This window comes from Halobacteriovorax sp. GB3 (assembly GCF_028649655.1).
In the GTDB taxonomy this organism is placed as follows: Bacteria; Bdellovibrionota; Bacteriovoracia; order Bacteriovoracales; family Bacteriovoracaceae; genus BSW11-IV.
The window spans coordinates 1056717-1081348 of the sequence record NZ_JAQSLN010000003.1 but is presented as its reverse complement, the minus strand read 5'-3'; the positions used below and the strand labels follow the sequence as shown (position 1 = coordinate 1081348).

The 24632-nt window shown below is 38.0% G+C and carries 22 protein-coding genes; 14 read left to right on the top strand and 8 right to left on the bottom strand.

Annotation, left to right across the window (positions count from 1 at the left end):
- Positions 1 to 166 precede the first annotated feature (166 nt).
- The 6 genes from HBN50_RS11570 to HBN50_RS11545 all read left to right on the top strand — a co-directional run bounded on the left by HBN50_RS11570 (position 167) and on the right by HBN50_RS11545 (position 6137).
- Positions 167 to 463, top strand: coding sequence for a hypothetical protein (locus tag HBN50_RS11570; RefSeq protein WP_273870161.1), 297 nt, complete (start codon positions 167 to 169; stop codon positions 461 to 463).
- Between the two features lie 86 nt (positions 464 to 549).
- Complete coding sequence (locus tag HBN50_RS11565; protein WP_273870159.1) at positions 550 to 1038, top strand: hypothetical protein; 489 nt, start codon at positions 550 to 552, stop codon at positions 1036 to 1038.
- Positions 1039 to 1040: 2 nt separating this feature from the next.
- Positions 1041 to 2450: a sensor histidine kinase gene (locus HBN50_RS11560; protein WP_273870158.1), complete on the top strand. Its 1410-nt coding sequence runs from the start codon at positions 1041 to 1043 to the stop codon at positions 2448 to 2450.
- Positions 2447 to 3220: a S1/P1 nuclease gene (locus HBN50_RS11555; protein WP_273870156.1), complete on the top strand. Its 774-nt coding sequence runs from the start codon at positions 2447 to 2449 to the stop codon at positions 3218 to 3220. The genes HBN50_RS11560 and HBN50_RS11555 overlap by 4 nt, the downstream gene beginning before the upstream one ends.
- Positions 3221 to 3284: 64 nt before the next feature.
- Positions 3285 to 4589, top strand: coding sequence for a C1 family peptidase (locus HBN50_RS11550; protein WP_273870154.1), 1305 nt, complete (start codon positions 3285 to 3287; stop codon positions 4587 to 4589).
- Between the two features lie 60 nt (positions 4590 to 4649).
- On the top strand, positions 4650 to 6137 hold the full coding sequence (locus HBN50_RS11545) for a PAS domain-containing sensor histidine kinase (protein ID WP_273870152.1): 1488 nt from the start codon (positions 4650 to 4652) through the stop codon (positions 6135 to 6137).
- A gap of 1 nt (position 6138) precedes the next feature.
- Here HBN50_RS11545 and HBN50_RS11540 read toward each other — a convergent pair whose 3' ends face one another.
- Positions 6139 to 6693, bottom strand: a complete 555-nt coding sequence (locus tag HBN50_RS11540) for a pentapeptide repeat-containing protein (protein ID WP_273870150.1) — start codon at positions 6691 to 6693, stop codon at positions 6139 to 6141.
- Between the two features lie 116 nt (positions 6694 to 6809).
- On the opposite strand from HBN50_RS11540, the gene HBN50_RS11535 reads away from it, so the two are divergent.
- The 3 genes from HBN50_RS11535 to pdxH all read left to right on the top strand — a co-directional run bounded on the left by HBN50_RS11535 (position 6810) and on the right by pdxH (position 10585).
- On the top strand, positions 6810 to 7766 hold the full coding sequence (locus tag HBN50_RS11535; protein ID WP_273870147.1) for a LysR family transcriptional regulator: 957 nt from the start codon (positions 6810 to 6812) through the stop codon (positions 7764 to 7766).
- 170 nt (positions 7767 to 7936) lie between these two features.
- Positions 7937 to 9862 carry a hypothetical protein gene (locus tag HBN50_RS11530; RefSeq protein ID WP_273870145.1) on the top strand — a complete coding sequence of 642 codons (1926 nt, stop codon included), beginning with the start codon at positions 7937 to 7939 and terminating at the stop codon, positions 9860 to 9862.
- Between the two features lie 105 nt (positions 9863 to 9967).
- Positions 9968 to 10585, top strand: a complete 618-nt coding sequence (gene pdxH, locus HBN50_RS11525; protein WP_273870143.1) for a pyridoxamine 5'-phosphate oxidase — start codon at positions 9968 to 9970, stop codon at positions 10583 to 10585.
- On the opposite strand, the gene HBN50_RS11520 is transcribed toward pdxH, so the two are convergent.
- The gene (locus HBN50_RS11520) at positions 10586 to 11416 is read right to left on the bottom strand and encodes a hypothetical protein (RefSeq protein WP_273870141.1); all 831 of its coding nucleotides are present in this window, start codon (positions 11414 to 11416) and stop codon (positions 10586 to 10588) included.
- A 118-nt stretch (positions 11417 to 11534) separates the two neighbouring features.
- Positions 11535 to 12110, bottom strand: a complete 576-nt coding sequence (locus HBN50_RS11515; protein WP_273870138.1) for a superoxide dismutase — start codon at positions 12108 to 12110, stop codon at positions 11535 to 11537.
- 197 nt (positions 12111 to 12307) lie between these two features.
- Here HBN50_RS11515 and HBN50_RS11510 point away from each other — a divergent pair, with 197 nt between their 5' ends.
- The 5 genes from HBN50_RS11510 (at position 12308) to HBN50_RS11490 (ending at position 16240) form a co-directional block, all read left to right on the top strand.
- Positions 12308 to 13273, top strand: coding sequence for a hypothetical protein (locus tag HBN50_RS11510; protein ID WP_273870136.1), 966 nt, complete (start codon positions 12308 to 12310; stop codon positions 13271 to 13273).
- A 162-nt stretch (positions 13274 to 13435) separates the two neighbouring features.
- Complete coding sequence (locus HBN50_RS11505) at positions 13436 to 13918, top strand: NADH-quinone oxidoreductase subunit B (protein ID WP_273870134.1); 483 nt, start codon at positions 13436 to 13438, stop codon at positions 13916 to 13918.
- A complete protein-coding gene (locus HBN50_RS11500) occupies positions 13911 to 14555 on the top strand; it encodes an NADH-quinone oxidoreductase subunit C (protein WP_273870133.1) in 645 nt (214 codons plus the stop codon). The genes HBN50_RS11505 and HBN50_RS11500 overlap by 8 nt, the downstream gene beginning before the upstream one ends.
- Positions 14556 to 14570: 15 nt before the next feature.
- A complete protein-coding gene (locus HBN50_RS11495) occupies positions 14571 to 15707 on the top strand; it encodes an NADH-quinone oxidoreductase subunit D (protein WP_273870132.1) in 1137 nt (378 codons plus the stop codon).
- Positions 15704 to 16240, top strand: a complete 537-nt coding sequence (locus HBN50_RS11490) for a 4Fe-4S binding protein (RefSeq protein ID WP_273870131.1) — start codon at positions 15704 to 15706, stop codon at positions 16238 to 16240. The genes HBN50_RS11495 and HBN50_RS11490 overlap by 4 nt, the downstream gene beginning before the upstream one ends.
- 38 nt (positions 16241 to 16278) lie before the next feature.
- Here HBN50_RS11490 and HBN50_RS11485 read toward each other — a convergent pair whose 3' ends face one another.
- The 5 genes from HBN50_RS11485 to HBN50_RS11465 form a co-directional block, all read right to left on the bottom strand.
- Positions 16279 to 17034 carry a hypothetical protein gene (locus HBN50_RS11485; protein ID WP_273870129.1) on the bottom strand — a complete coding sequence of 252 codons (756 nt, stop codon included), beginning with the start codon at positions 17032 to 17034 and terminating at the stop codon, positions 16279 to 16281.
- A 93-nt stretch (positions 17035 to 17127) separates the two neighbouring features.
- Complete coding sequence (locus HBN50_RS11480; RefSeq protein ID WP_273870126.1) at positions 17128 to 17877, bottom strand: hypothetical protein; 750 nt, start codon at positions 17875 to 17877, stop codon at positions 17128 to 17130.
- Between the two features lie 61 nt (positions 17878 to 17938).
- Positions 17939 to 18691 (bottom strand): alpha/beta fold hydrolase, encoded by a 753-nt coding sequence (locus HBN50_RS11475; RefSeq protein ID WP_273870125.1) that lies wholly within the window; start codon positions 18689 to 18691, stop codon positions 17939 to 17941.
- Positions 18672 to 19643 (bottom strand): M14 family zinc carboxypeptidase, encoded by a 972-nt coding sequence (locus tag HBN50_RS11470; protein WP_273870122.1) that lies wholly within the window; start codon positions 19641 to 19643, stop codon positions 18672 to 18674. The genes HBN50_RS11475 and HBN50_RS11470 overlap by 20 nt, the downstream gene beginning before the upstream one ends.
- A 45-nt stretch (positions 19644 to 19688) precedes the next feature.
- On the bottom strand, positions 19689 to 24626 hold the full coding sequence (locus HBN50_RS11465; protein ID WP_273870119.1) for a beta strand repeat-containing protein: 4938 nt from the start codon (positions 24624 to 24626) through the stop codon (positions 19689 to 19691).
- Positions 24627 to 24632: the final 6 nt, after the last annotated feature.

The window sequence follows — 24632 nt, the reverse complement described above, 5'->3', positions numbered from 1 at the left end:
TCGGTTCTTTTGACCTTTTATTAACAGGGGTTCGAGCTTTTTCTTAAGAATTCTTTAAATAATCAGTTGATGGAGATATTTTTGACAGGTATGACTCGATGAGTAGGGCCGGTTTTAATATCTTTATGCTAAAGAAGTAGCGCAATACGATGCCATGGGGATTTTTATGAAACTTTTTTCTGTTATTACTTTATTTACACTTCTTTTAAATATTTCATCATTCGCTTGTCATGATCAGGTGAGTGCTGCAGTTGAAGACTCTGCCAAGGCCTATGGTACGATCGTTGATCAAAGAGGCGATAAAACAATCGATATCGAATATTTGGGCGATGGTTTCTATGAAGCTCAAATTGTTGTTTGGGAACCATTCAATCGTTTCAATAAATTAGTACTAACTTATGAAGTTGTCGTTAAAACAAGCTGTACTGATTTAGATGTGGTACTCGTCGAACGATCGAACTAAACAGAAATTATTCGAAGTATTAGTTGATTAATGTCTTTTGCATAGGCAAAATATAGAGATTAATCTGCTTAGCTTCGAGTTGTTTTATGAAAAAAATCATTATTCTTTTTTCTCTGGCTTTCTGGTGTGTGAATTCATTTTCGAGTTCGAAACTTCCACGCCAAAAGATTTATATGAAAGGGCTTGTAAAAAGCTCAGTAAAATCTAACTTCAAAGTTGATTATCTCAAAACATTTACTCATCAAAAAATTAATGTCTTCGATCCTTATCAAGAAGATAAATTAGTAACTTTTTCAGCTTTCAGTCTTTGTAATGTTTTCGATCAATTCTCAATAAAGAAGGCAAAGAAACTCGTCATCGTTGCCATCAATGATTACACGAGAGAATTTGAAAGATCGAGCTGTGAGAAGTCGAATATCTTTATTGCCTTTGAGGAGTCTGGACACTTTTTTTCAGCTGATAAAATGGGACCTGTTCGTATAGTAAAACCATCAAATAAAGCGATTTCTGCAGCTGAACTTGCTAAAGAGGGTGTTGATTGGGTTTGGATGGTAAGGGATTTTATTTTTAAATAAATATGAATAAGGAATGGTTAAAACGGTATTTAAAAGGAACTTCAGTCATTGGATTGATCTTTACGATCATCGCTATGATCGTCTACATATCATATGATGAAGGTGTCAGCCGACTAGAGAAAGCTCAGTTGAAAGTTTACTCTTACCGCCTTTTATCAAGGGGCTACTTTCAAGCTATCTCTGCTAACAACGCAACATTAAAGCATCTCAGTGATTATAAGAGAACCGAGGACTTTGAAGATTTAGAAGGCGCCTATATTCGCCTTATGTCAGGGAAGGGCCTTTTTTCAGTTCTTTTAAGAGAAGCTCAAAGAACAAATTCTGGCCAAATTGTTCGAGACCTCAATGAATCAGAGTCTCTTCTTAATGAGTACTCTTTATTGGCCAATTCTTTTTTAGAGATACTCGATGGATTAGAAGAGAAGAGCTTGTCTCGAAAAGAGGTCGCTGTTGAATTGGCGAAGCTCGAAAATAAGATTGTTCGCATTACGAGTGTTCTTGCTTTTCAAGAGTCGGAGTACTGGGAAAGTCGCGCTGTTGACTTTGATGGTCTTAGAAATCAGAACCAAGTAACAAAGAGAACTTTTATCATTCTTTGTGTTGTCCTTCTAATGCTGCTCATTTATATCTCCTTTGCTCTTTGGAGAAGAACACAACTTGAAGTTCGATTAGAGAGAAACCGCTTACAAATGATTTCAAGTTCGAGAATGGCGAGTCTTGGTGAGTTTGCTGCTTCTGTTGCTCATGAGATTAACAATCCTTTGACGATCATTTTATGGCGACTAAAATCCCTTAAAAGAATTATTCAAAAAGTGGGGGACGAAGAGATCGATAAGGCCATTAAATCGATTGATGAACAGGCCCATCGTGTCGACTCGATTATAAAAGGAGTCAAGACACTTTCCAGAAACACAGAGCATCAAGAAGATAAACTCTACAGCGTCTACGACACTCTTGAAGAGCTCCATGAGATTGTTCTTAACAAATCCCTAACAAATGACTTCGATTTCGAATTAATTCATGACAGGCCAAAGGCCCTTCTCTATGGTAAGCCTGTACAGCTGATCCAGGTTCTCACTAATCTCATCAATAATTCTATCGATGCAATTAGTGAGATTGAAAAGAAGTGGGTTCGCGTTGAGTGGGTATTAGAGTCGAGAAAGATTAAGATTTTTGTCACTGATAGTGGAGAGGGGATTCCTGAAAATGTGCGTAAGCACCTTTTTGAACTCTTCTATACAACTAAAGATACAAAAGGGACGGGAATTGGTTTAAGTCTTTCTTCTCAAATTATCAAAAGCTATGGTGGAAGTATTAGCTACAATCCAAATGGCCAGAACACTCAATTTATTGTTACTTTACCACTAGCTAAATTAGATAACTCTAAAAGAGAAGGGGAATTAAAATCATGAAGTTATTAGTTACAACACTGGCCGTAGCCTTTTCTATGCAGTCATTTGCTTGGGGACCGAATGGTCACAGAATTGTTGGAGAAATTGCCTCAAAACACCTAAGTGCTAAAGCACAAAAGGAAGTCAGAAAAATTCTAGGAACCGAGACTCTCGCGCAAGTTGCCGTATGGGCCGACTTCATTAAATCAGATCCTAATTGGAGACATGCTAATCCTTGGCACTATGTAAGTATTCCCGATGGAAAAACTTATAAAAGTATCGATAAAAATAAAAAGGGTGATGTCGTTTCAGCTATTGAAAAATTTACGAAAACTTTAGCGAATAAGAAAGCGAGTAAGAAAGAGAGAAATGAAGCTTTGAAATTTCTCGTTCACCTCGTTGGTGATATTCACCAGCCTCTACACGTTGGACATGCACATGACCGTGGTGGAAATAGTGTTGAAGTTGAGTGGTTTGGAGAAGATTCTAACCTTCATAAAGTTTGGGATGAAGATCTCATTGAAATGCAAAAACTTAGTTTCACAGAATATACAAGCTTCATTAATCATGCTTCAAAAAAAGATATCAAATCTTGGCAAAAAGATGGGATTCAAGTTTGGGTTAAAGAATCAATGTCACTTCGTGAACAAGTTTATGAAATCGTAAAAAATAAAAAGAAATACGGTAAATACAAAGAGTACACTTATAATTTTGTTAATATTAACGACCTTAATAAGAGACTCTTACAAGCGGGTATTCGCCTCGCTGGAATCCTAAATAAATCTTTGTAAATTAAGTTGAGTGTACTTTCATTGGGCCTTAAAATAATGCTAATTCATTATTCAAGGTATCAAAATGAAAAGTACACTCATTCTCTTATTCTCTTTATCATTTAGTTCATACGGACTTTCTAATAAATCGAATTTAATACTAAGTGAAATCCAAAAATCTATTGCTCGAGATTTTAATATCTCTAATGAATTGAAGATTGTTGAAGAAGTTGAGTATGTGGATAAAGTCGTTGCTAAAAATAAAGTTGAAATTCAATTAGATCAAATTAGGATACAGGCACAGAAAAAACTTGGACTCCCAACAGATCGTCCTTTAAGTGGAAAAGAGAGAGTTGAATTACTTAAAGAAATAAATCGTCAAAAGATTAAAGCGAATAAAGAACAAGCTCAAAAGAAGGGCCTTGCTAAAAGCTCAAATTGGATGGATTCAAAAATTGATGAGCAACAAAATTGGCAAGAAAAGAAGAAAGCTCAAATTAAGAGTTGGGAAGAAGAGAAGAAGAAAATTTTAAATAATTGGAAAGTTGATAAAAAGAGATACCAAAAAGAGATCCCTCAGTATAAGCAGTCGCTAGAAGAAATTCCTGTACCAAAAACAAAGACCATTAAAGTTAAACAAGTCAAAAAAACAAAGATTAAAGTTGAAAATTTCAAGGACTACCACGTTGTAAAGGGGAGTCTCGATCTGGATATTAAAGATCAAGGCCAAAGGCCTACTTGTGCTTCATTTGCTGGGGTTAGGGCCATTGAAATTGTTTTAGCGAAACAAAATAAAAACCTCTCTTTATCAGAACAATACTTTTATTTTTCAAGTAAGCCACAGTGCCAAACAAGTCCATGCCAAAGAGGTGGCTCTTGGGTTTATAATGGTTTTATGAGATCAAAGTCTTCTGGTGACTATGATATTCCTCTTAGAAAAAGTTGCCCTTATGTTAAAACACAAAAGAGTTCAAATGATACGCAGATTCCTCTAGCAACTGGTTGCCAGAGGGGAGTTGCGAAGCTGGATTCTTTTTATGAAGTTAGAAATCATGATTCTATTCTAAAGGCCCTAAAGGATGATCACCCTGTCGTTAGTGGGTTTAAGCTCTCGGATAGTTTCTATAACAATGATGGGTATGTCTTTAGTACAAATCAAACAAAGCTTGCAAATGATTCACATGCCAAGGGGCATGCAATCGTTTTAGTCGGATATATGAAATTGCCTAAAAGCTTAGAAAGCAAAGAAGGACGCTTTTGCTACCTTACGGCCAATAGCTGGGGTAGTGGTTGGGGAAAAGGTGGCCATGCTTGTCTTAGTGAAAGATGGGTCGATCAATATCGCTACGACATCCCTTTTCTAGCCGTTAGTAAAGCGAGCGCTAAATAAATTTGGTGGCAAAATGTTCACACTTTAAAGGCGTAAGAGGATAAGTGACAATAGATGAATATGAATAAACCAGACCAATCGCAAAAACATCCAAAATTAAAAGAAGGCGTTAAATTTTATCGCTCTCTTTTTGATAATACTAAAAGTCCTATTATGCTTTTGGATGAGGATGGCTTTTTTGAATGTAACCAAGCGACAGTCGAATTATTTGGTCTTGATTCTAAGTCTGATTTTTCTAATTACGGTCCTAGTGATCTCTCTCCAGAATTTCAACCAGATGGTTCAAGATCAGAAGTGAAAGCAAAAGAGATGATTGAAAAGGCGGTCAAAGAGGGACATAACCATTTTAACTGGACTCACCAGAAGATTAACGGTGTTCTCTTTGAAGCTGAAGTAACACTGAATGCTTTTGAAGTCGAAGAGTCTTGGATTCTTCAGGCCTTTGTAAAAGATATCTCTAAAGAATTACTTATCTCCCGCGAACTCGAAGAAAAAAATAGTTATATTCAAGCGATTCTCGATGGGATTCCTGGACTCGTTTCTTGGATTGGAAAAGACTATCGCTACTTAGGGGTTAACTCGCGATTGGCAGAACTCTATGATCTTGAACCAGATCAATTTGTCGGAAAGAAAATTGGTTTTCAAGAAATTCAAAGTGATCTCGATCTAGAGGTACTTTGTCAGAAATTATTTGATGGTGAAATTGAAAACTACTATCAAGTAGAAATGCTCGTAAATACACCTTCTCAAGGTCAGAGAAATTATATTCTTACTCTCAATCTCTTCAATAATGGTAAGGGGATTGTCCTTATTGGAATTGATAATACCGAACTTAGAAAGACCCAAATTGAACTTGCTAAAGAGCAAGAGAATGCTGTTTCTAGAGCTAAGCTTGCTTCTCTAGGGGAGATGACTGCTGGAATTGGGCACGAGATTTCAAACCCACTTTCTATTGTTGATGGTTACTTAAAGCGCTCTTTAAGGAAAATTCCAGAGCCTTATAAGAGCGATATTGAAAAGGCTTCGTGGGCAGTTGAAAGAATAGATAAGATTATCATGGGCCTTAAAAGAATTGCACGTAATGATGAGCTTGAATCAAAGAAGCTCGTTCTTCTAAGATCAATTATAGACGATACAATCTCTTTTACTAAGGCCAAGCTCAAAAGAAGTGGAGTAACACTTCAAATAGCTCCCTACGATGAAGACCAACATATTTTGGCCCGTCACGTTCAGCTGTGCCAAGTTCTTTTAAATCTTGTGATAAACGCAAAAGATGCCGTTGAGCAATTAGAGCGCAAGTGGATTCGTATTGAAATTGAAGATAGCCGTGATGAACTTTTAATTAAAGTTATCGATAGCGGTGCAGGAATTTCAAAAGAAAATAGTGAAAAGATTTTTGAAACTTGTTTTACAACAAAAGAAATGGGTAAAGGAACTGGGCTGGGTCTAAGTTTATCAAAGAAAATTATGAAAGCTCATGGAGGAGATCTTTATCTTGATGAGAGCTCCTCCAATACTTGCTTCGTTATTAAGCTTCCTAAAAATTAATTTAGTGGAGTCCTATATTTTGGATACCAAGCTTTTTGGCCGTCTCATGTCCAAAAGGCAGTTTGGTATTAATATCAATAATCGCACCCTTCAAATTACATTCTACAAAGCGAACTTTTGAAAGATCACATCCTGAAAAGTTGGCTTTTCTAAGATCACATTTTTCAAAGACGGCCTTATCAAGTTTTGACCAACTTAAGTTTGCACCTTTTAAGTTACTTTCTTTGATATGGCTTGAGCGCATATTTGAAAATTGAAGGTCAGCTTTTTGAAAGTTGTTCTTAATAAATTTATTTCTAGAAAGGTTAGACCAAGTAAAACTTGTTTTCTCAAAATTTGAATGAGTAAAAGTCGCACCCTTGATGTTGCATTTATTAAAATTTGCTTTCGTTAAATTAGAATTTTCAATATTCAAATTATTCAAAGAGGAAGATTCCACGTTGGCCGAAGGGAGGTTCGACGCACTGATTAATTTTAAGCGATCGTTATTTTCAAGGTTTGAACCCTTGGCATTCTTACGTCTTATCGCTGTAAATGCTTGATTATTCATTGTCATTTCAACCATCCTTGTTTAGGTCGTTCAATCATACTAACTTAGTTTTATTTTTTCGAGACTTATTCTCGTTTTTTCGGTATTACCGAATTTTCAAGGGCAATCTTTAAGGAGTTTTCATGCTCAATCTAAATTGGAACCATCTTCATTGTTTCTATCAAGTGGCCAAGGCCAGCTCTTTAAAAGATGCATCGATCGCCATGGACTTGGCCCCTTCAACAATTAGTGAGCAGATTAAAAAACTTGAAAAATCTATTGGGGCAAAGCTCTTTGTTAGGAAGTCTAGACTTATGATTCTAACGGCCGAAGGGAGAAGGATTTTTACTTACTCCAAGAGGATGTTTGAAACGGGAACGCGCTTGATGGACTCTCTTTCTGATAAAGAGGTTGGAGGATATCCTGTGACCGTTGGGATTGAAGAATCTCTGGCCGATGATATCGTCACTGAGTTTACTTCTCAATATTGGGATCTCTTTACGCCCTTTGGAACTGTAAATACGAAGAGCTTTAAAGATGCTGATCTTCTTATGAATAACTTGCATAGCGGTCTTATTGATTGGGCCATCTCTTTTGAAGATCTCCAAAGAGAGGGAATTAATTCAAAAAAAATTGGAGAGTATTCACTTCGCTTTTTTGTCTCTAAAGAACTCTATAATCTCTTTCGAGATCCAAGAGATCTATTGAGATCAATTCCCATGGCGAGGAATGCTTCGGCATCAAGATTTAATAAGCACCTTCAAAACTATCTTCTTCGAAATGAAGTACAGCCAAAAGAGTTTATAGAAAGTGATCACATTAACTACCTTTGGCGATTGTGCTTGAGGGGAAGGTGTGTACTCGCTCTAGCCCAGGAAGATCGCATTATTGCCGACAATGAAGAGGTGGTCTCTTTTGAGCTACCCGAGCGCTTTGTTATTCAACTCTTTGCTCTTTGGCGTTTTCAAGATCGCAATCTCGTTTCAATTAGAAAACTCAAAGAACTCATCGGTCTCGATGAAGAGCCGGTTCGTTACTATGATCCGAAACTTCAAGTTGAAATCAGTGATGTTCACAATGATTTATTAACTAATAATTAGTTTGTAAAAAGTTCTTGTTTTTGTGCAGTGAGCTTCGATAAAAGATCTAGATAAGTCCTTAAATATTGGTCGTTGACACTTTTAGCGCTATTTTGTCAGAGAAAATCCCCCTAAGTTTCAATAATTACAGTATAAGAAGGCCAGAAAAGTTAAGAATTGAGGGAAGGGTTATGAGAGTAATGTTGAAGTTAATATTCCTAGTTGTCTTTAGTGCGACAGCTTTTAATACTCAAGCTGGAATTACGGATTCACTTGAGAAGTCAAAAGTTGTAACAAGACTAAAGCAAGAAGTCGCTGACTTAGATGTTAAGTTTAAATTAGACTTTTTGGATATTGACCTCTTTGAAGGGATTTCTCTTTCTAATCGCTACCGCTATGAAGTCGAGCCTTCTTATGAAGCTCAGTTCTATTCAAGAATCGATGACTGGTCTTTAAAAACAAATATTAATGTTGGCGATATTATCGAGTCGAGCTCTCCTGTTTATTTTAATATGAACCGCGAAGCTCACGTTAAATTTGTCAGACAATTTAAATCACAAAAAGAAGCCTTAAAGGCCCTTCCTTATACTCTCGCTCAGTTACCGCTTACTGCAAAAATGGCCCGTAAATTAGAAGTCGGTGACTTCGTAAGTTTACCTGCTACATTAAGTGTGGTCGTAGGAGCAAAAACAAATCTAGGCCCTACAGACGTACCTGTTGAAGGTAAGATCTACTACCTGGTGAGTGGACAGTTCATCGTTAATATTTTTAGAATGGCCAATAATAGAGTTCGTATGAAGCTTATTGCTGATAGAGGACGCGAAGGTGGAATTACAGGTAAAGCGGGTGTTGATTTTGAGATCGCAGGAGTTCGCGTTGTCGATAAGGCCATTGAAAGGATTCTTGATTTAAATCTATTTGAATCCAATACTTCAAAAGGGGTAAGACACCAATTCATTCTCGACTATATTTTTGATTTAAATGACCAAGATGCAAGAGAGGCCTATGATAAAATTTTAAGCTCGACTTATAAATTTAAAGACCTTTCTATTTTCGCAGACAATTTCAACAGTGGAAGTTTAGAAAAAACGATGGTTTCGACGTTTGAAGGTGCTGACAAACTTGCCTTGGCAGATCTTGGAGAAGATCACAGAAGAGTCGATCGTCTTTTCAAAGGTCTTAATGATTATAAGATTAAAAAGTCGAATCTAAAATTGGGACTTATTCTCGCAAGCTTTAAAAAGAATAATTCATTCAAAAAAAGTACAATTACCTATGAAGATGAAACAGGTGAAAGAAGACGATACTACTATCCTGTTTACACAAGATACAAGCAATCAAAGTTAAGAACGTGGCCATTTAAATATAAAGAAGAAACTGAATCACAACTATTTGGACTGGTTCCTGTTGATGATCAAGATCTTGGAGATCATTATACAGACTTCGGTTTCAACTACTGGAGAAAAGATAAGAACTTCAGTGGGGAAGAGCAGGCGAAGGTTCATCAGATCCTCATTGATAATCTTCCGACAACTCTTTATAAGAATATCGACTGGGATCAGTGGAAAGAATTCAATAGAAAAAGAAATGCAAGAATCTTTTTTCAAGTTATCTTCAAAGGTGATGCCTTTGAGAAAATTGAAAACCTCACTTACGCTCAAGTCGAAGCGCGAATGCTTGCTTATCTAAAAGAGAGAAAGAGACTATACGCAGGGAAAATTGGTGGAGTCCTTACTCAGGTGTGGAGACGATTTAGAAATTTAGTAAGAATTAATAAAATGGAGGCCAAGCGTCTCGCAAAGAAAATTCATGCTATAATTTCAGATAAAGGCCTTAAAGGAAAAGAGAAAATCGAAAAGATTCTTGATCTTAATGACCAAACCATTTTTCGTCAGATGGGAGTTGGTTTCCTTGCTTCTCTTTTGGAAGATAAAGACTTAAATGATTCTGTTTATTTTGAATTTAAACTCATGGCAACGGATGTTGAGCCTCTTGAGATTAAATTTGGAGAGAGACCTTTTAGTGACATTTATAATGAACTTCTTCAAATCCATAGTGCGATTAATGATCGCTCTTACGATATGAGAGTAAAAGGTCCAAAAATTCAATTACACTAAATAAAATGGCCCTTTTTTAAGGGCCTTTTTTATCACCCTTCTATCTGATACAGATCTCCTTTTTTTCCCTTGCTAAGGTCTTTTAAAGCATATTATTTTTAAGTCATGGATAATTTAGAAAAATATGAAATTACAAGTGACCCTTATCAAACATTTGAAACCTGGTTTCAAAAGGCCTTAACTCTCGAGGAAAACCCGCATGCGATGGCCCTTGCGACATCGACAAAAGACGGGGTCCCAACTGTTCGTACAGTTCTTTTTAAAGGAATTAAAGAACAAGATGGTGTGAAGTACTTCTCATTTGTTACAAATTATGAAAGTCGAAAAGGGCAAGATATTAGTGAGAATCCTCATGTTGCTCTCTCTTTTTATTGGCATAAAAGTGAAAGACAGGTGAGCTTACGAGGAATTGCTACAAAAATGAAACAGGAAGATTCTAAGATTTATTTCCACTCTAGAGCAAAAGAGAGTCAAGCCGCCAGTGCCATTTCACGCCAGTCTTCTGTCGTTTCAGATCGTGATGAATTGGTAAAAAAATATAACGAATGCTTAGAAAGATTCGCCGATCAAGATGTTATTGACTACCCAGAAAACTGGGGAGGATATTTGATTGAAGTTTCAACAATTGAATTCTTTGTTTATGGAGAGTTTCGATTGAATGATCGCTTTGAGTTTTCTAAGGCGAATGATTCTTCATGGCAAATCAAACGCCTTAGTCCATAATTAATTGAAATGTATTTCGACTCTTTGTGAGCCTTTACAATCAATTGTCTCACATGAGTCGACACTCGCCGGTGCTCTCGTTTGACGAATTGGGCTCAAAAAAGAATTTCCTGAAACTCTCATTTTAGATTTCAAATCTTTATTAAAATCTGTTGAGTTGAAATTCGTTCCTAGCATCAATTTAGATACGGCGTGAGCTCTTTTGAAACTCATTTCCATTTCTTTTTCTATGAGTTCGTCTGTGGCTTCTTCTGTTGCAATGAAGTGTCCTTTGTAAAGGGGGCTACTGTGACCGATAATTGATATCGTTGATGCCGTTGAAGAAATGTAATTTTCATTAATATATTTTGATATCAATTCTTTTAATTCTTTTTTCTTCGATGGCTGAATTGTCATTCCATCATTTGTAAAAAAGTCTGAGCTGATCGTCAGGTGGAAAGACTTCTGTTTCACACTCGCTGGCATTCTTGACTGGGTTTTTGTTCCAGTAGAAAGAGCAACGTAGTTATTTTTTACTTCTTCAAATCTCTGTGAAAGTTTAGTTATTTCTAGCTCTTTCTTTTGAACTTCTATATTAGATAAGTTCATCTCTGCAACCAGTTGGTCATTCATAGACTGGAGCTTAAAAATTTCTTGTTCTTTATTGTTGAGAACAATTTTATTTTGATCGAGTAGTCCTTCGGCCTGTCTTAGTTTTCCAAGCATCTTTTGCATATGGTTCGATTGCTTTTGTAAGTAGATCGAAGCAGCGGGATCTTTTGGTTTTTCACTTTTTGCAAAACTTGAAATACAAAGGGCTCCAAAGAGCAGAGTCGTCGTCATTTTCTTCATTATTATTCCTTAACTGATTGAAACCAGTTGTTAAACCTTATTAGTCTTATCGGTTAATGGAGAAGAAAAGTTTAGTGAAGAGCAAAAAAAAGGGGCCCGAAAAGGCCCCTTATTGGAATTACATATTTGAGTTAACAAATTCCCAATTAACTAGCTTCCAGAAAGCGTCAATGTAGCTTGGACGAGCATTTCTGTAATCAACGTAGTAGGCATGTTCCCATACGTCGATTGTAAGAAGAGCTGTTTTTCCGTCTGTCATTGGAGTTTGAGCATCGTCAGTGTTAACGATTTCAAGCTCTCCTGCAGAGTTCTTAACTAGCCATGTCCAACCTGAAGCGAAGTTTGTAGCAGCGCTGTTTGTGAATTCTTCTTTAAATTTATCAAAAGATCCCCATTTCGCGTTGATTGCTTCAGCTACAGTTCCTGTTGCTTCTCCACCAGCGTTTGGTGCAAGACAGTTCCAGTAGAAAGTGTGGTTCCAAACTTGAGCTGCATTGTTGAAAAGACCACCCTTAGCTTTCATGATGATTTCTTCAAGTGTCATATTTTCAAATTCAGTTCCTTGGATTCCTGCGTTTAGCTTTGTTACGTAAGCATTGTGGTGCTTTCCGTAGTGGAATTCAATTGTTTCTGCTGAGATTAGTGGAGCAAGTGCGTCTTTTGCCCATGGGAGTTCTGGTAATTTATGTTCCATTTTTTTTCTCCTTTTGCCGTCTATAAGCGAGACGGTTATCCGAATTGGGTTTAGGTTAAACATGTTTTCGCCCTTACTTTATAAAATTTTCGCCACTTAACTGCAAGTCACTTCGCTTCAAGGAAGAGTATTCCAGACGCGTATTGTCAGATATAAAAGACTAATTCACCTCGGATATCGTGCCGAGAAGTCTAGCAATGAAGATTCTACTTATATCAATGACATTATTCTCTTTATCGCTAACATCACTTGCACATGAAATGTACAAGCGTGAGATTCAAACAATTTATACTGAGAATATCAATTATCAAAAGATGAAGTGGAGATTTCTTGCGGCCAGTGAAAATGAGGCCATTTTAGAACTTTTAAAAATGATCAAAAGCTCTGATACGGGAGTGAAGCTTATTACAAGAGCAAGAAGTGTCGCAGCTGAACAGGGGATGACACTAACTGATGTGATTATTCCAAGTGGTGGTTCATTAACTGATACGACACTCATTCGAAAGTTCAATCCATCAACACCTGAACACGTTGCCTATGAATCTCGAACGAAGGTCTTTCTAAATAGGGACTTGAGCGTTCTCGATGCCACTCTTGACCTGGCCCATGAGCTTGCTCACTTTGCTTTTCGAAGTCCTTTCAATCCTTATGTCGGTCACTTTGATATGAAAAACTTTGTCACTTCAACTATTGAAGGGCGCGGTGGAGAGGTGGATGCCTACCTTATTGAATGTCGTGTCTATGATGAAGTCTTTAGAAGTCGTCTTGGCAAAAAGAATAATTGTGAGCTTGTTAAAGAGAAGAATAAATATTCTAGAAAGATGGCGATCAATGAATTTTATAAAGTAGGGGCTTTTCACGAAGAATTTTCAAAGGTTTTAAAAGAACTCGAAATTAATGAAAAAGAGTTTAGCTTTGTGAGTCCTAAGCAAGTTGTCTTTGTCTCTTCGGCCTATAGTTTGCCATATCCTCTTGCCGCAGTGAAAGAATACTACACAATAATGGGCAAAGCTTGCGAAAATGACCGCAAGAGAATGGCCTATGCCAGACAAACTTTAGGCAGAGCGCCTGCGTCAAAGAAGCGTTCTCCAAGCTCTTTACGCGCTGTTGAAAAACTCGAAATGAGCTATCTAAAGCGTTGTTCTCACATTTCTTCTAAATAAGTTTATCTACGATGCGTTGGCCTATAACGCAGTGGCACCTGTGAAATAGGTGACTTATCCAGTACTTTTTTCTCGGCTTTCATTGACTATGAATCGCCAGAAAGGTAAAAATAAGGCATAATAACATCATGATTTAACTCTAAAACTTAAAGGATTGCGCTAATGCAAGATGGCGTTGTTTTAATGAAGGTTGATGACTTCCTCAACTGGGGAAGAAAGAATTCACTATGGCCAATGACATTTGGTCTCGCTTGTTGTGCTATTGAGATGATGGCAACTGGTGCTGCTAAGTACGACCTCGAGCGTTTCGGGTGTGGGGCATTCATGGCCACTCCAAGACGTGCCGATCTTATGATCGTAGCGGGTACTGTTACTTTAAAAATGGCTCCAAGAATCCAGACTCTCTATGAGCAAATGGCCGAGCCGAAATATGTTATCTCAATGGGTTCATGTGCGAACAAGGGTGGGCCTTACTGGCAACACGGTTATCACGTACTTAAAGGTGTTGATGAGATCGTTCCTGTTGACGTTTATGTTCCAGGTTGTCCTCCAAGACCAGAAGCCCTTATTGAAGGTCTAATGACTCTTCAAAAGAAAGTCGCAAATGAAAGACTTCTTAGAGACAAGTGGGTGAAGAATGCATAATCAAATTATTGAATTTTTAAATAAAGAAATTGCTGCAGCTAAAGCAACTTTCAATGAAGCTGAAATCGGTGATTCTTCAATTACTGTAGAAGCTTCTGAAATTAAGAAAGTTTGTTTTGCTCTAAGAGATAGTGATGAGTTTAACTTCAATGTTCTTCAAGCAATCACTGGTTGTGATTATGAAGATAGACTAGAAGTTTCTTACATTCTTGCTTCATTCACAAAAAACCTAGAGTTAATTCTAAAAGTTAAGCTTTCAAAAGATGGTGAAGCTCTTCCAAAACTTGATTCAGTTGTTGATGTTTGGAAAGCGGCTAATTATCAAGAGAGAGAGTGTTACGATATGCTTGGTGTAGACTTTGTTGGACACCCTGAGCTTGAAAGAATTCTTTGTCCTGATGACTGGGAAGGTTACCCTCTAAGAAAAGACTATGTTGTTCAAAAAGAATGGCAAGGACTTGAGGTAAACCCTGCACACAAAATTAACCAAGATGACTTTGACTTCATGACTAAGCTTAAGCTTGAAATGGAAAATCCAAAGCTAGTATCTGGTTCTTGGAGTGGGAATGTGTCATCTGACCTTGAAGATCAACTGAATAAAAAAATGGCAAGCCTTGCTGAGAGTAAAGGCGAATAAAGGATAGCGTTCATCATGGATCACAATAAAGAACAAGAAAAGCTACATACTGATCTACTGACGTTGAACATGGGTCCTCAGCACCCTGCAACTCACGGGGTTCTTCGTGTCGAAATTAAGACAGACTCTGAGGTTGTTGCCCATGCGAAACCACACCTAGGATATCTCCACAGATGTATGGAGAAGCACTCGGAAAATTTAGATTACCGCGGTGTTATTCCTTTTACAGATAGACTTGATTATCTTGCTTCTATGTCAATGGAGTGGGGTTATGCCCTCGCTGTTGAAAAGATGCTGGGAACAGAAGTTCCTAAAAGAGCAGAGTACGTAAGAATCATTATTGCAGAACTTCAAAGAGTCGCATCACACTTGATGTTCTTTGGAACGTACGCAATTGACCTTGGTGCTTTCTCTCCATTCCTCTATGCTTTCCAAGATAGAGAGACAATTCTAAGAATCTTCGAAGAAGTTTCTGGTGCTCGTCTTCTTTATAACTATGTTTGGATTGGTGGTGTTTGGAATGATCTATCAGATGATCACCTAAGAAGAATTGATAAATTTGTTGATGAGATGGAAGAAAATATGAAGAAGTACCACAATCTTGTTGGTATGAATAAAATCTTCCGTGCTAGAACGGCAAACGTTGGTGTAATCTCTAAAGAAATGGCCTTCGATTACGGAGCTACTGGACCAGTTCTACGTGGTTCGGGAGTTGAGTGGGATCTAAGAAAAGAGAGACCATACGGAATCTATGATCAATTTGATTTCGACGTTATCACTGGTAAAGGTGAGATGGGAACTCTAGGAGATTGTTGGGATCGTTACCACGTACGTGTTCTAGAAATTTACGAATCAATTAAGATCATCAGACAAGCTCTAGAAGGGATCGAAGAAGGTCCTGTTATGGGGAAAGTACCTAAAATTATCAAGGTACCTGCTGGTGAAATTTATATGAGAACTGAATGTCCACGTGGAGAGCTTGGATACCACCTTATTTCAGATGGTGGAAAGACTCCATACAGACTTAAAGTTAAGTCATCATGTTTTACACACGTATCTATGCTTCCAGATATGGCTCCAGGACAGCTTATTGCTGACTTCGTAGCATCAATTGGTAGTATCGATATCGTTCTTGGAGAGGTTGACCGATGAGCGCAAATAACGAAGTAAGTGTCCTTACTGTAAATAGAGAGCAAGAAACTCTGACGGTAGGAAAGTGGTTTAAAAATATTTGGGATGGTGTTTCAACTGTTCTCAAGGGAATGGCCATTACTTTCCGTTATGTTTATGGGGTTAAGCCTGTAACAATTGAATACCCAGAAGTACGTGAAGAGCTTCCAGCGAACTCTCGTTCAAGACTTTTCAACGATGCTGAAAACTGTATTTCTTGTTATCAATGTGCTGTTGCTTGTCCAGTTGACTGTATTTATATTACAGCGACAAAGAGACCAAAAGAAGCTCCGGCCCTTAAGGCTTCTAACGGAACGCCAATTAGACTTGATCTACAACAGTACACAATCGATACAGCTCTATGTTGTTACTGTGGTCTTTGTACAACGGTTTGTCCTACTGAGTGTCTAACTCACACGACAGATTACGAATTTGCACAATACACACTTTCTGACATGAAGTATGACTACCTTGCTCCAGATATTAGAGCTTGGCGTGATCGTATCGTAAAATAATTCTTAATGAAAAAGGCTCCTATAAGGAGCCTTTTTTTTTAGTTAATTTGATTGATGATAATATCTTTGTCTGAGAGAAAAATCTCAGGCATCCATTTTGGATAGAGAGAAACTGAGTTTTTAAGGCCTTTCTTTTTCTGAAAGAGTTTACTTAGTCCCTTTCTAAATGTTTCTTGGCACTGAGACTTTCTAAGTCCAACAACACCACCAAAGTTGGTATCTTGGTCATCTTTTATATAATTAAATTTATTTTCGATTCGAAGCTTTTCTCCTAGAAAGTAAAGATAAGTTGCATGGACATCAATAATGTAATTGATCTTCTTTTTATTTAATAAGTTTAAGAGCTCATGCCTTTGTGCTTCAATAATATTGACACCGAATTTCTCTAGGTTCATGCGAGCTGATTTGTAGTTTTTCATAATTCCCACACTGACATCAGAAGATAATTGATGAGAGGCATTGGGGTGATTTTTCTGTTCAATTAAAACATAGTTAAAACGAACAAAGGGAGTGAATGAAAGTTTTCTTCTCGTGTTGGAATCAAAATCTAGAACTGCACCAATAAAAAGATCTGCCTTTTTCTTAAATAGAGTTTCTGGGCCAAGATTATATTGATGAGTAATCCATTCTACTTTCTGACCCATCTCTTCAAAGGCCATGGCCACAATGTCATTCATATATGCTGGAGTATTGGTCTTTTGCGCTTTTACCCAAGGAGGCATATCAAAGGTGGCCACACGGCAAGCGTATGTCTGCGAAGATAGGAAAAAAGTTAAAAGAATGATGATCTTCATATTTCTCATTATAATTAATTTTTCTTTATACTTGGTGATTTTGTTAGTTAAGATTTCTTACTCAATAAAGCATTCGAAAATGAATAAAAGGGATTAATTTAAGCTGTGTCTTATAATTTCATCTTTAGAAAGAAAGATCGAAGGCAACCATTTTGGCCAATTGTTCGAAGAGAAGGTTGAAAGAGAATATTTGAGGGTCAATTTGTGAAGACCTCTCTTAAAGGCTTGAAAACATGGAGAGTTTTTAGCTGATATGACCCCTCCAAAGTTAATGTCGTCGTTACCTGAAAGATAGTCGAATTTATCTTTAGGGTATTTCAGAGTTTTAATTTCAAAGAGGAAATTGGTGTAGATATCGAGCATAGAATCAATTTCACCGCTTATGAGTTTTGTGAGAAGCTTCTCTCTTGTGCCGTGAATGATAGATTGTCCTTCTTGAGTATACTTCTTAACGACAAGTTTGTGGTAAGGCAGCATTCCAATGATTTGCTTCTTCTCTTTTTTCTTTTTATGAAGAGAGATCATCGAGTAGCGATAACTAAGAAGAGGAATGAAGCTTAATTTTCTTCTCGTTCTTGAAGGAAGTTCTAAAAGTGCACCAAAGGCCAGATCCATTTTATTATTTAAGAGATCACTGTCGGCCTGGTAATGATTGTAGTCAATCCATTGTGTTTTAAATCCCTCTAAGAAGAGAGCTTCCTTAATAATCGCATTGGCCGGTGCTCCATGAACGCTCTTTGCATCTGCAAGGGCGGGAGGGCTACTAAAAGTTCCAACGCGGCAAATGCTCTCAGCGTGAATCTCTAATGAAATAAATGTGAAGATAAAAATGAGCTTCTTCATGCTCGCAATATAGCGAATGATTATATTTTTGTTGAGCAGAGAATCCCTTCATTAAGATAAATTACCATTGATGAATTTTTTCGAGAATCCATTCGGGATCATCGAGAGGAAGGTCGTGTCCAGCTTCTTCATGTATGAAGACTTTAGCTTGGAATCGTTGAGAAAGCTTAACAGAGCAATGGTAGTCGACAAGTCTATCTTTTTTACCTACTAAAAAGAGAAGGTCACCATCAATGCGTTTTGGTGCCTTAAAAAGAGAGGCGCTAAGAAGCTGTCTTAGTTGATTCTCTTTGCTAATAGGTCTTTTTGTATATGTTTCACTCAATTGATTTGTGAGTTCTTCTTTCTTCTTTTCATCTAAGAGATTTGTCGTGAAATTAAGAATTGTTTTTACTCGTTCGTGCATTGTTGTTTTAGTTGCGACATTTAAAAAGAATTTAATCCCACTTGGTTTTGCTCTTTTATAAAATGGAGCAATATCTTTAGAACTAGTATTGAGAAAGATCGACTTCTCAAAGTCTTTTGGAAAGAGTTCTTTCCATCTCATTCCAATCATTGCACCCATGCTAATGGCAACAAGTGCATAGGGGCCTTGCTTTTTCTTTGCTAAGAATTTCTCTCTTAAAAAATAGACATAGTGATCAATAGAAAGAGGGGACTTCTCTTGGAAGTGATCTCCTGCTCCAGGAATATCGAGGCAGAGAACGTCTTTTTCTTCCGCTTCGCCTTCAATCATTGTTTTAAAACGACTCCATTGCGCTTGCTCTGTTGCTAGTCCTCGAAGGAGTAACCAATTATATTGTTGCGCTTTCATGGCCAATCCAATTTTTATGATTTCGAACTGCTTTAGAGAGAAAGTCTATAAGAAGAAAATGTCTTCTCATTGTTCTTTGGTAGCGATGGTCTTTAATAGGATTAAAGAGTCCTTCTGCTGAAAAAATTTGAAGAGGATTCTTTTTTACCCAACTCCAAGAACCCATCTCTAGCGTCCATGGAAGGTAGACCCCTTGGCCTCTTGAAATATGTTCATCAAGTAGATAATCCCAAAGATCTCCCTGAATAGCATAGGAAGCACATTGAGGTTCTATTTTATAGACGTGGTGGGGAATCGTCTCATTAAAAAGGTTTGTTAGTTTATCAATTTCTGGTTGTCGAATAGAGGCCGACTTCGTGTAACCATAAGGGTACCAAAGTCTATCTTTTAACCCAAAGCCAGAGTGGAAGTCCACAGATAGTGACATTTGTGATTGAAAGAGTTTTCTCTCTACAAATTCGACAACTGAGCGGGATTCAATTTCCATTTCATTGGGATCGCCTCTAAACCAGGGGATCTTTTTACTATAGCTTTGACCTGAAAGTAGGGGCATTGCATTTTCTATATTCGCTTTCGTCGGAGCATTTCTCATAAGATCAACGCCTCTTGGATTTGCTCTTTTAAAATAGGCCATCCCAGCAGGGTTAATGAGGGGAATAGAAACAAGGCGATAATTTTTAAAACTCTCTCTTAGTTCTTCATCCCACTTTAGCTGAGTCATAATGCTACTTAAATAACTAAGAACGACGTGAGTACCAATTCGCTCAAGGCCGTGAACGCCACCAAAAAGTCCTAGAGTTGGTGCTTTAGGGTCTTTTGATCCGATTGAAAAGGAGATGAGTGGAAACTTCTTTCCTTTATACTCAACGTGACTTAAGACCTCAGTTTCAATGATGTCATCTTTTATCTCTTGTAACTCATAAATTGTTTTTAGCTCTTTAAGTGTGTCCATGGAGCTATTATCAAGGATAATGAATAGGAATGAAAGGGTGATTATTTAGTAGCAGTTGAAATTTGTATTTCCGACTCTTCCCATCATGTGTTGGATTTCCCAATGTGAGCCTGTCCAGTAAAGAGTTGCACTGACTTGTCCAAGCCCTGTTGCAACTGAAGTATTTGCAGCATTGTAGAGTGTTGTATTCCAACCGTTCCACTCAAGTCTTATTAGGGGTGCACTATCGGAGACTCTTTTAGAAAAATGGACCGTATAAGCTCCATTCCATTCATTTGATGTGTCAACAAAGCGGTGAGAGGGGTTGTCACCTGAACCACATCCACTAGTATCTCTCAAGTCTGGTCCTTGTGCAGACCAGTTTTTTGTATAGCCCACTAGTTGGAGAACATCATCACCTGTCCACGGGATATCAACTGTTCTTGTTGTACCATCATAATTGGCCACAAGCTTTCCGTGATTAGAATTTTTTACACCTCGTTTTGCATAAATACGAGCAGTCGAAATTGCATCTTCTATTTCAGTTGTACCATCAAGTCCAAAAGATTCAACACTTGTAACATCGTCGTCGTAAACAAGTGTAAGACTCTCTGCTGATCCAGACGAAGTATTTTTCATAAAACCAGTAAACGTTCCCGAATAAAGTCTTGAGTTGCTCAAAATCCTTAAGGCCATGTACTTGATGCCATTATAGGTTACATAAACGAGAAGAGTATCTTCGTTATGGGCGACATAAGAACCTCTGCATTTTGTATAAGAACATGATGAATTAACTTCAACAGTAAACTTCCTATTCCATGCAGCTGTTCCCCCCCTAACAAAGTGGATTTTTCCATTTACATAGTGCTCATTTAACGCCGTTCCTTCATAGGCCCTATGAAGAAGGATGTAATTATAGCCTCCAGCATCCTCAGTGCTTGTTTGGCCACCAAGAGGCATATTAACAAAGTAGTCCTTACTACTACTTGTAACTGTGAGCTTGGCCTGAGGGGTAGTCGTTCCAAGCCCAATATTACCATCCCATATGAAGTTCTTGTCATTGAGATTCATATACCCAACAAGAGAATTGGCATCACTTTCTACAAAACCTATTAAGGCATCAGACTCTATTAACATTCCATTTCCAAATGGAGCACTAGGGCCTAGTCCCGTCAAAGTGTTTACATTCGCACTGTAAGGTGTAAAAGCGTATCGATCTGTCGTGCTGGCAATAGCGCGACCAAATGAATTGTTATCACTCACTTCAATATTTCCCGCGACGTCTAGTTTTTGATCTGGAGCCGAAACTCCAATACCAAGATTTCCTCCATTAAAGTAGCTAACTCCATTAGAGTCCAATTTTACTTTATTGGTATTGGTTTCATCGCGAATAAATATTTCCCCGTCGTTACCCGCTCCCTCGTGAAAAAAGGCAAGGAGGTTAGTACTAGTAGAAGCTTCAAGGGCGATACCTGCATTTGATACGGAATCATTTTTTACAACGAGAGGATAGATTTGATCTGTCACACCCATTCCAATTGTTCCATCGGCCTTGATGTTCATTTTCGTGTTGAATGTATTGGCGGTATTTCCCGTTTTAAATTCGATGGAACCATTTGTGGTTGATTTAGAGTTGTAAGAACCAATGAGAAAATTATTATCGTAGTGAATAATCTCATTTCCGTCCATTAAAATTCTATGATCAGAAGTATTCCCTTCGATATGAATGGCCGCTTTTTCTTTTGCTGCATTCGGGTCAGTACTAAGGCCAATTGTATCAGTTGATTTAACGTGAAGGTTACCGCTTGGAGTGCTTGTACCAATACCAACTTTACCAGTGGAACTGACGAGAAAATCTATATTTCCTGTCCCTCCAGTTCTAATGGCGATCTCACCGTTGGCATCAGCATTATCAATATAGCTCACTCCATTTCTATTGAAAGTTAAAATATTGCTACTTAAAGTCGAGTAGTAGGAATCAGTTGTTTGCCCTAGTTGAAGATTGCCACCGACTAAGTTGAATAGACTTTCTGGGGTAGAAGTCCCAAGTCCAAATGAGCCATTATTTGTTAAAGTCGCTTTTGTCGAACCACCCGTTTGAAAGAGGACGGCACCACTAGAGTTGCCATCACTATCAGCATTAATAATAGCATCAGTTGTATTGCTTGAACTAGAAGCATTGATTCCTGTCAATGAAGAGCCATCTCCAATAAATGAAGTCGCTTTGATATTTCCCGAAACTTCAAGTTTTTCAGTCGGTGCAATTGTTCCGATTCCAATATTGTTACTCTTTGTTGAATAAAGAGTTCCCGCTAGGCGAGTGTATTCTTTTACACTAACTTCCGCAGTTAAATCAGCGTTGTCCTGATCAATAAAAGTGAAGGCCTCAGCGTCTGTATTAAGTTTGTAACCTTGAAAACCAATGTTATTAGCGTGAAAATCACTTCCAGTATCAAACTTTAAGGCCCACCAGTTCTCGCCCTTATAAGTGATTTGTGCAAGAGAGACCTTTTGATCAACACGATAAATTTTAGAAATTTCTCCAACATCAGTATAGGCCGAAGAAGTATCGATGATGACATCGACATAGTATGGCCTAGGAATCGCTGAATCACTTCCTCTATGTCCATAGATTCGCCCGTAGACTTTATCATTACTCGATGTTTTAGCGAGTAGGAGATAGCTTAAATCCGTATAGTCATAATTTGCATAGGTAATTTGAGAGTTTGTATAGAAACCAGAAAAGCTAGCTGGTCCTTGAACATCTAGTGAAAGACTAGGTGAGGTTGTCCCAATACCAACTCTACCATCGCGAGTAATTGTAACAAGTTCATCTTCATCAAGAGTTCCCTCATCACCCATAATGTGCATCTTATTATTTACTCCTGAAAGTCTTCCATCATAGACCAATGACATCGAATGGTAGACCGTATCATTTTCAGAAAAAATGAGTCCTCTAGAGGCCGCATCACCAATATTTCTAAATCTAATATTTCCCGTTTCAATTTCTAACTTATCAGTCGGAGTGCTCGATCCAACCATGACATTTCCAGTGCTATAAGAGAGATCATTCGTCGTTTTAGTCCAAAAGTTAATGGCATCGACATCGGCACTGAGTGTGAGATCACTAGAAAGAGCTCCTCCTCCTAATAGTCCCGTTCCTGTATTGACAAGACGAGATGTCGAAACTGCTCCAATGTCTGAAGCACTCGCTCCTGACTTATCAATTTTTGTCCAAGTAATCGAGGCCGTTGAACTAATGTCTGCATCAGCAATAGTTCCATCGGTAATTTCAGCGCTTTCGATTGTTTGACCAAGCTTAGTGACAGTTGAACTTAAAACAGCATCGGGAAGAGTTCCTGTTGAAACTTTACTTGCATCAAGTCCCGTTGCAATTTTTGAATTTGTGATTCCACTGTCTTTAACTTGTAGGTTATTTGATCCGTTTACTTCAAGGGATGCTCCATCTGTGCGAACAGATATCTCGGGTGTTGTACTCGTATTTGCTACATCAATTGCTCCGGTTGAAGCGCCTGTAACACTTGTCACTGTTCCTGCATTACTACTTGGCCATGATGAACGGCAATCTGAACCAATACAAAGTTGAGTTCCTTTAATATTCCCATTTACATCTAGCTTTTCAGTTCCAGTTGTTTTTCCAATAGCAATATTTCCATTTCCACTCATGCGCATGACTTCAATCGAACTACCACCTGAACCTGTTTTAAAAATAATTCCACTGTAAAGCGTTTCAAGAGTCATCATGCCTGTGGAATTGGTATAATCAATAGATGCTCGTTGGGCACCGGAGTGGAGAAAGTTTAATGTTCCACCATTGAGCCCATCGATACTCACTGAAGATTTCGCTGAACCATTAGCAACATGTAATAGGGCCCCTGGAGAGTTCGTTCCAATTCCAACGTTCCCGCTACTTCTATAGATGTCTCCACCATTTTCTGTCCAAGCATTTGTTGAAAGAGATGATGAGTCGGCACAGATAAATTGATTGAGAATAAGATCAAATTTTACGACTTGATCTGAGCTACAAGAACTTGGATCAAGCTTTGTCAGAGCAATTGTCGAATCTGCTAGATCGTCATTTGTTATGGTTCCATCTTGAATGTGAGTCGTCGTTATGGCCGGAAGATTTACATCGGCAATAACCCCACTGATTTTAGTAGCAGAGACACTTGAGATTTTGACATCGCTGATTACTCCGTCTTGAATATGAGTGGCACTAATTGTATTTGCAGGTATTTTAGTGGAAGTAACACTATTATCTTGTATCTTTAAAGTAGAGACTGCATTGTCTGATAATTTCGTCGTGCCAATCGAAGCATCTTTAACTTCAAGTTGGTTAGAGTTAAGTCCTATTGTTGTATTGTCATAGAGAACATTAATTGTAGCATCATTGGAAGAAATCGACACATTGATGGCCTCTCCACTCGATACATTTTCGATCGCACTCGTAAGTCCCGTTTCATCATTGGCACATATAAATCCACCGGCGCCATCTGATTTGATTACTTGATTGTTTGTACAAGTCGATGTGAGTTTTGCAACGTCTAAACTTTTATCGGCAAGCGCTACACTTGCAGCTCTTTTTGCATAGAGGGCCATGGGAGCGAAGTTAATGACTTGCATAGGATAGATCTTCGCATTTGTCGCATCTGTGACTTCGATGTAAATTGCTTGATTACTGGCCATGGCCGACTCGATAATCTCCGAGAGATCTCTCGTATTCGAGTCACAAGAGCTTGCGTAATTTAAGTTGAGATTAAAGACACCATTATTTAGAGTGACTCCGTTAATTGCTTTATCGCATTGAACGACTGGATTGCCTGGAGTTGTCTCCTGATAGATCTTTATTGAAAGATCGACTGGTCCTGTTAATGGTATACCTGTGGACGGTTGGACGAGTCTTCCAGAATAGGAGATGGTTTCTGCAAGCGAGCAAAAGCTTAAGATAAATAGGCAATAGAAGAGACTCTTTTTAAAAAACATTTGATA

What these genes read in the sequence shown, in the direction of transcription:
- HBN50_RS11570 (WP_273870161.1), top strand. Translation starts at nt 167, where the DNA reads ATGAAACTTTTTTCTGTTATTACTTTATTTACACTTCTTTTAAATATT.
- HBN50_RS11565 (WP_273870159.1), top strand. Translation starts at nt 550, where the DNA reads ATGAAAAAAATCATTATTCTTTTTTCTCTGGCTTTCTGGTGTGTGAAT.
- HBN50_RS11560 (WP_273870158.1), top strand. Translation starts at nt 1,041, where the DNA reads ATGAATAAGGAATGGTTAAAACGGTATTTAAAAGGAACTTCAGTCATT.
- HBN50_RS11555 (WP_273870156.1), top strand. Translation starts at nt 2,447, where the DNA reads ATGAAGTTATTAGTTACAACACTGGCCGTAGCCTTTTCTATGCAGTCA.
- HBN50_RS11550 (WP_273870154.1), top strand. Translation starts at nt 3,285, where the DNA reads ATGAAAAGTACACTCATTCTCTTATTCTCTTTATCATTTAGTTCATAC.
- HBN50_RS11545 (WP_273870152.1), top strand. Translation starts at nt 4,650, where the DNA reads ATGAATAAACCAGACCAATCGCAAAAACATCCAAAATTAAAAGAAGGC.
- HBN50_RS11540 (WP_273870150.1), bottom strand. Translation starts at nt 6,693, where the DNA reads ATGACAATGAATAATCAAGCATTTACAGCGATAAGACGTAAGAATGCC.
- HBN50_RS11535 (WP_273870147.1), top strand. Translation starts at nt 6,810, where the DNA reads ATGCTCAATCTAAATTGGAACCATCTTCATTGTTTCTATCAAGTGGCC.
- HBN50_RS11530 (WP_273870145.1), top strand. Translation starts at nt 7,937, where the DNA reads ATGAGAGTAATGTTGAAGTTAATATTCCTAGTTGTCTTTAGTGCGACA.
- pdxH (WP_273870143.1), top strand. Translation starts at nt 9,968, where the DNA reads ATGGATAATTTAGAAAAATATGAAATTACAAGTGACCCTTATCAAACA.
- HBN50_RS11520 (WP_273870141.1), bottom strand. Translation starts at nt 11,416, where the DNA reads ATGAAGAAAATGACGACGACTCTGCTCTTTGGAGCCCTTTGTATTTCA.
- HBN50_RS11515 (WP_273870138.1), bottom strand. Translation starts at nt 12,110, where the DNA reads ATGGAACATAAATTACCAGAACTCCCATGGGCAAAAGACGCACTTGCT.
- HBN50_RS11510 (WP_273870136.1), top strand. Translation starts at nt 12,308, where the DNA reads ATGAAGATTCTACTTATATCAATGACATTATTCTCTTTATCGCTAACA.
- HBN50_RS11505 (WP_273870134.1), top strand. Translation starts at nt 13,436, where the DNA reads ATGCAAGATGGCGTTGTTTTAATGAAGGTTGATGACTTCCTCAACTGG.
- HBN50_RS11500 (WP_273870133.1), top strand. Translation starts at nt 13,911, where the DNA reads ATGCATAATCAAATTATTGAATTTTTAAATAAAGAAATTGCTGCAGCT.
- HBN50_RS11495 (WP_273870132.1), top strand. Translation starts at nt 14,571, where the DNA reads ATGGATCACAATAAAGAACAAGAAAAGCTACATACTGATCTACTGACG.
- HBN50_RS11490 (WP_273870131.1), top strand. Translation starts at nt 15,704, where the DNA reads ATGAGCGCAAATAACGAAGTAAGTGTCCTTACTGTAAATAGAGAGCAA.
- HBN50_RS11485 (WP_273870129.1), bottom strand. Translation starts at nt 17,034, where the DNA reads ATGAAGATCATCATTCTTTTAACTTTTTTCCTATCTTCGCAGACATAC.
- HBN50_RS11480 (WP_273870126.1), bottom strand. Translation starts at nt 17,877, where the DNA reads ATGAAGAAGCTCATTTTTATCTTCACATTTATTTCATTAGAGATTCAC.
- HBN50_RS11475 (WP_273870125.1), bottom strand. Translation starts at nt 18,691, where the DNA reads ATGAAAGCGCAACAATATAATTGGTTACTCCTTCGAGGACTAGCAACA.
- HBN50_RS11470 (WP_273870122.1), bottom strand. Translation starts at nt 19,643, where the DNA reads ATGGACACACTTAAAGAGCTAAAAACAATTTATGAGTTACAAGAGATA.
- HBN50_RS11465 (WP_273870119.1), bottom strand. Translation starts at nt 24,626, where the DNA reads ATGTTTTTTAAAAAGAGTCTCTTCTATTGCCTATTTATCTTAAGCTTT.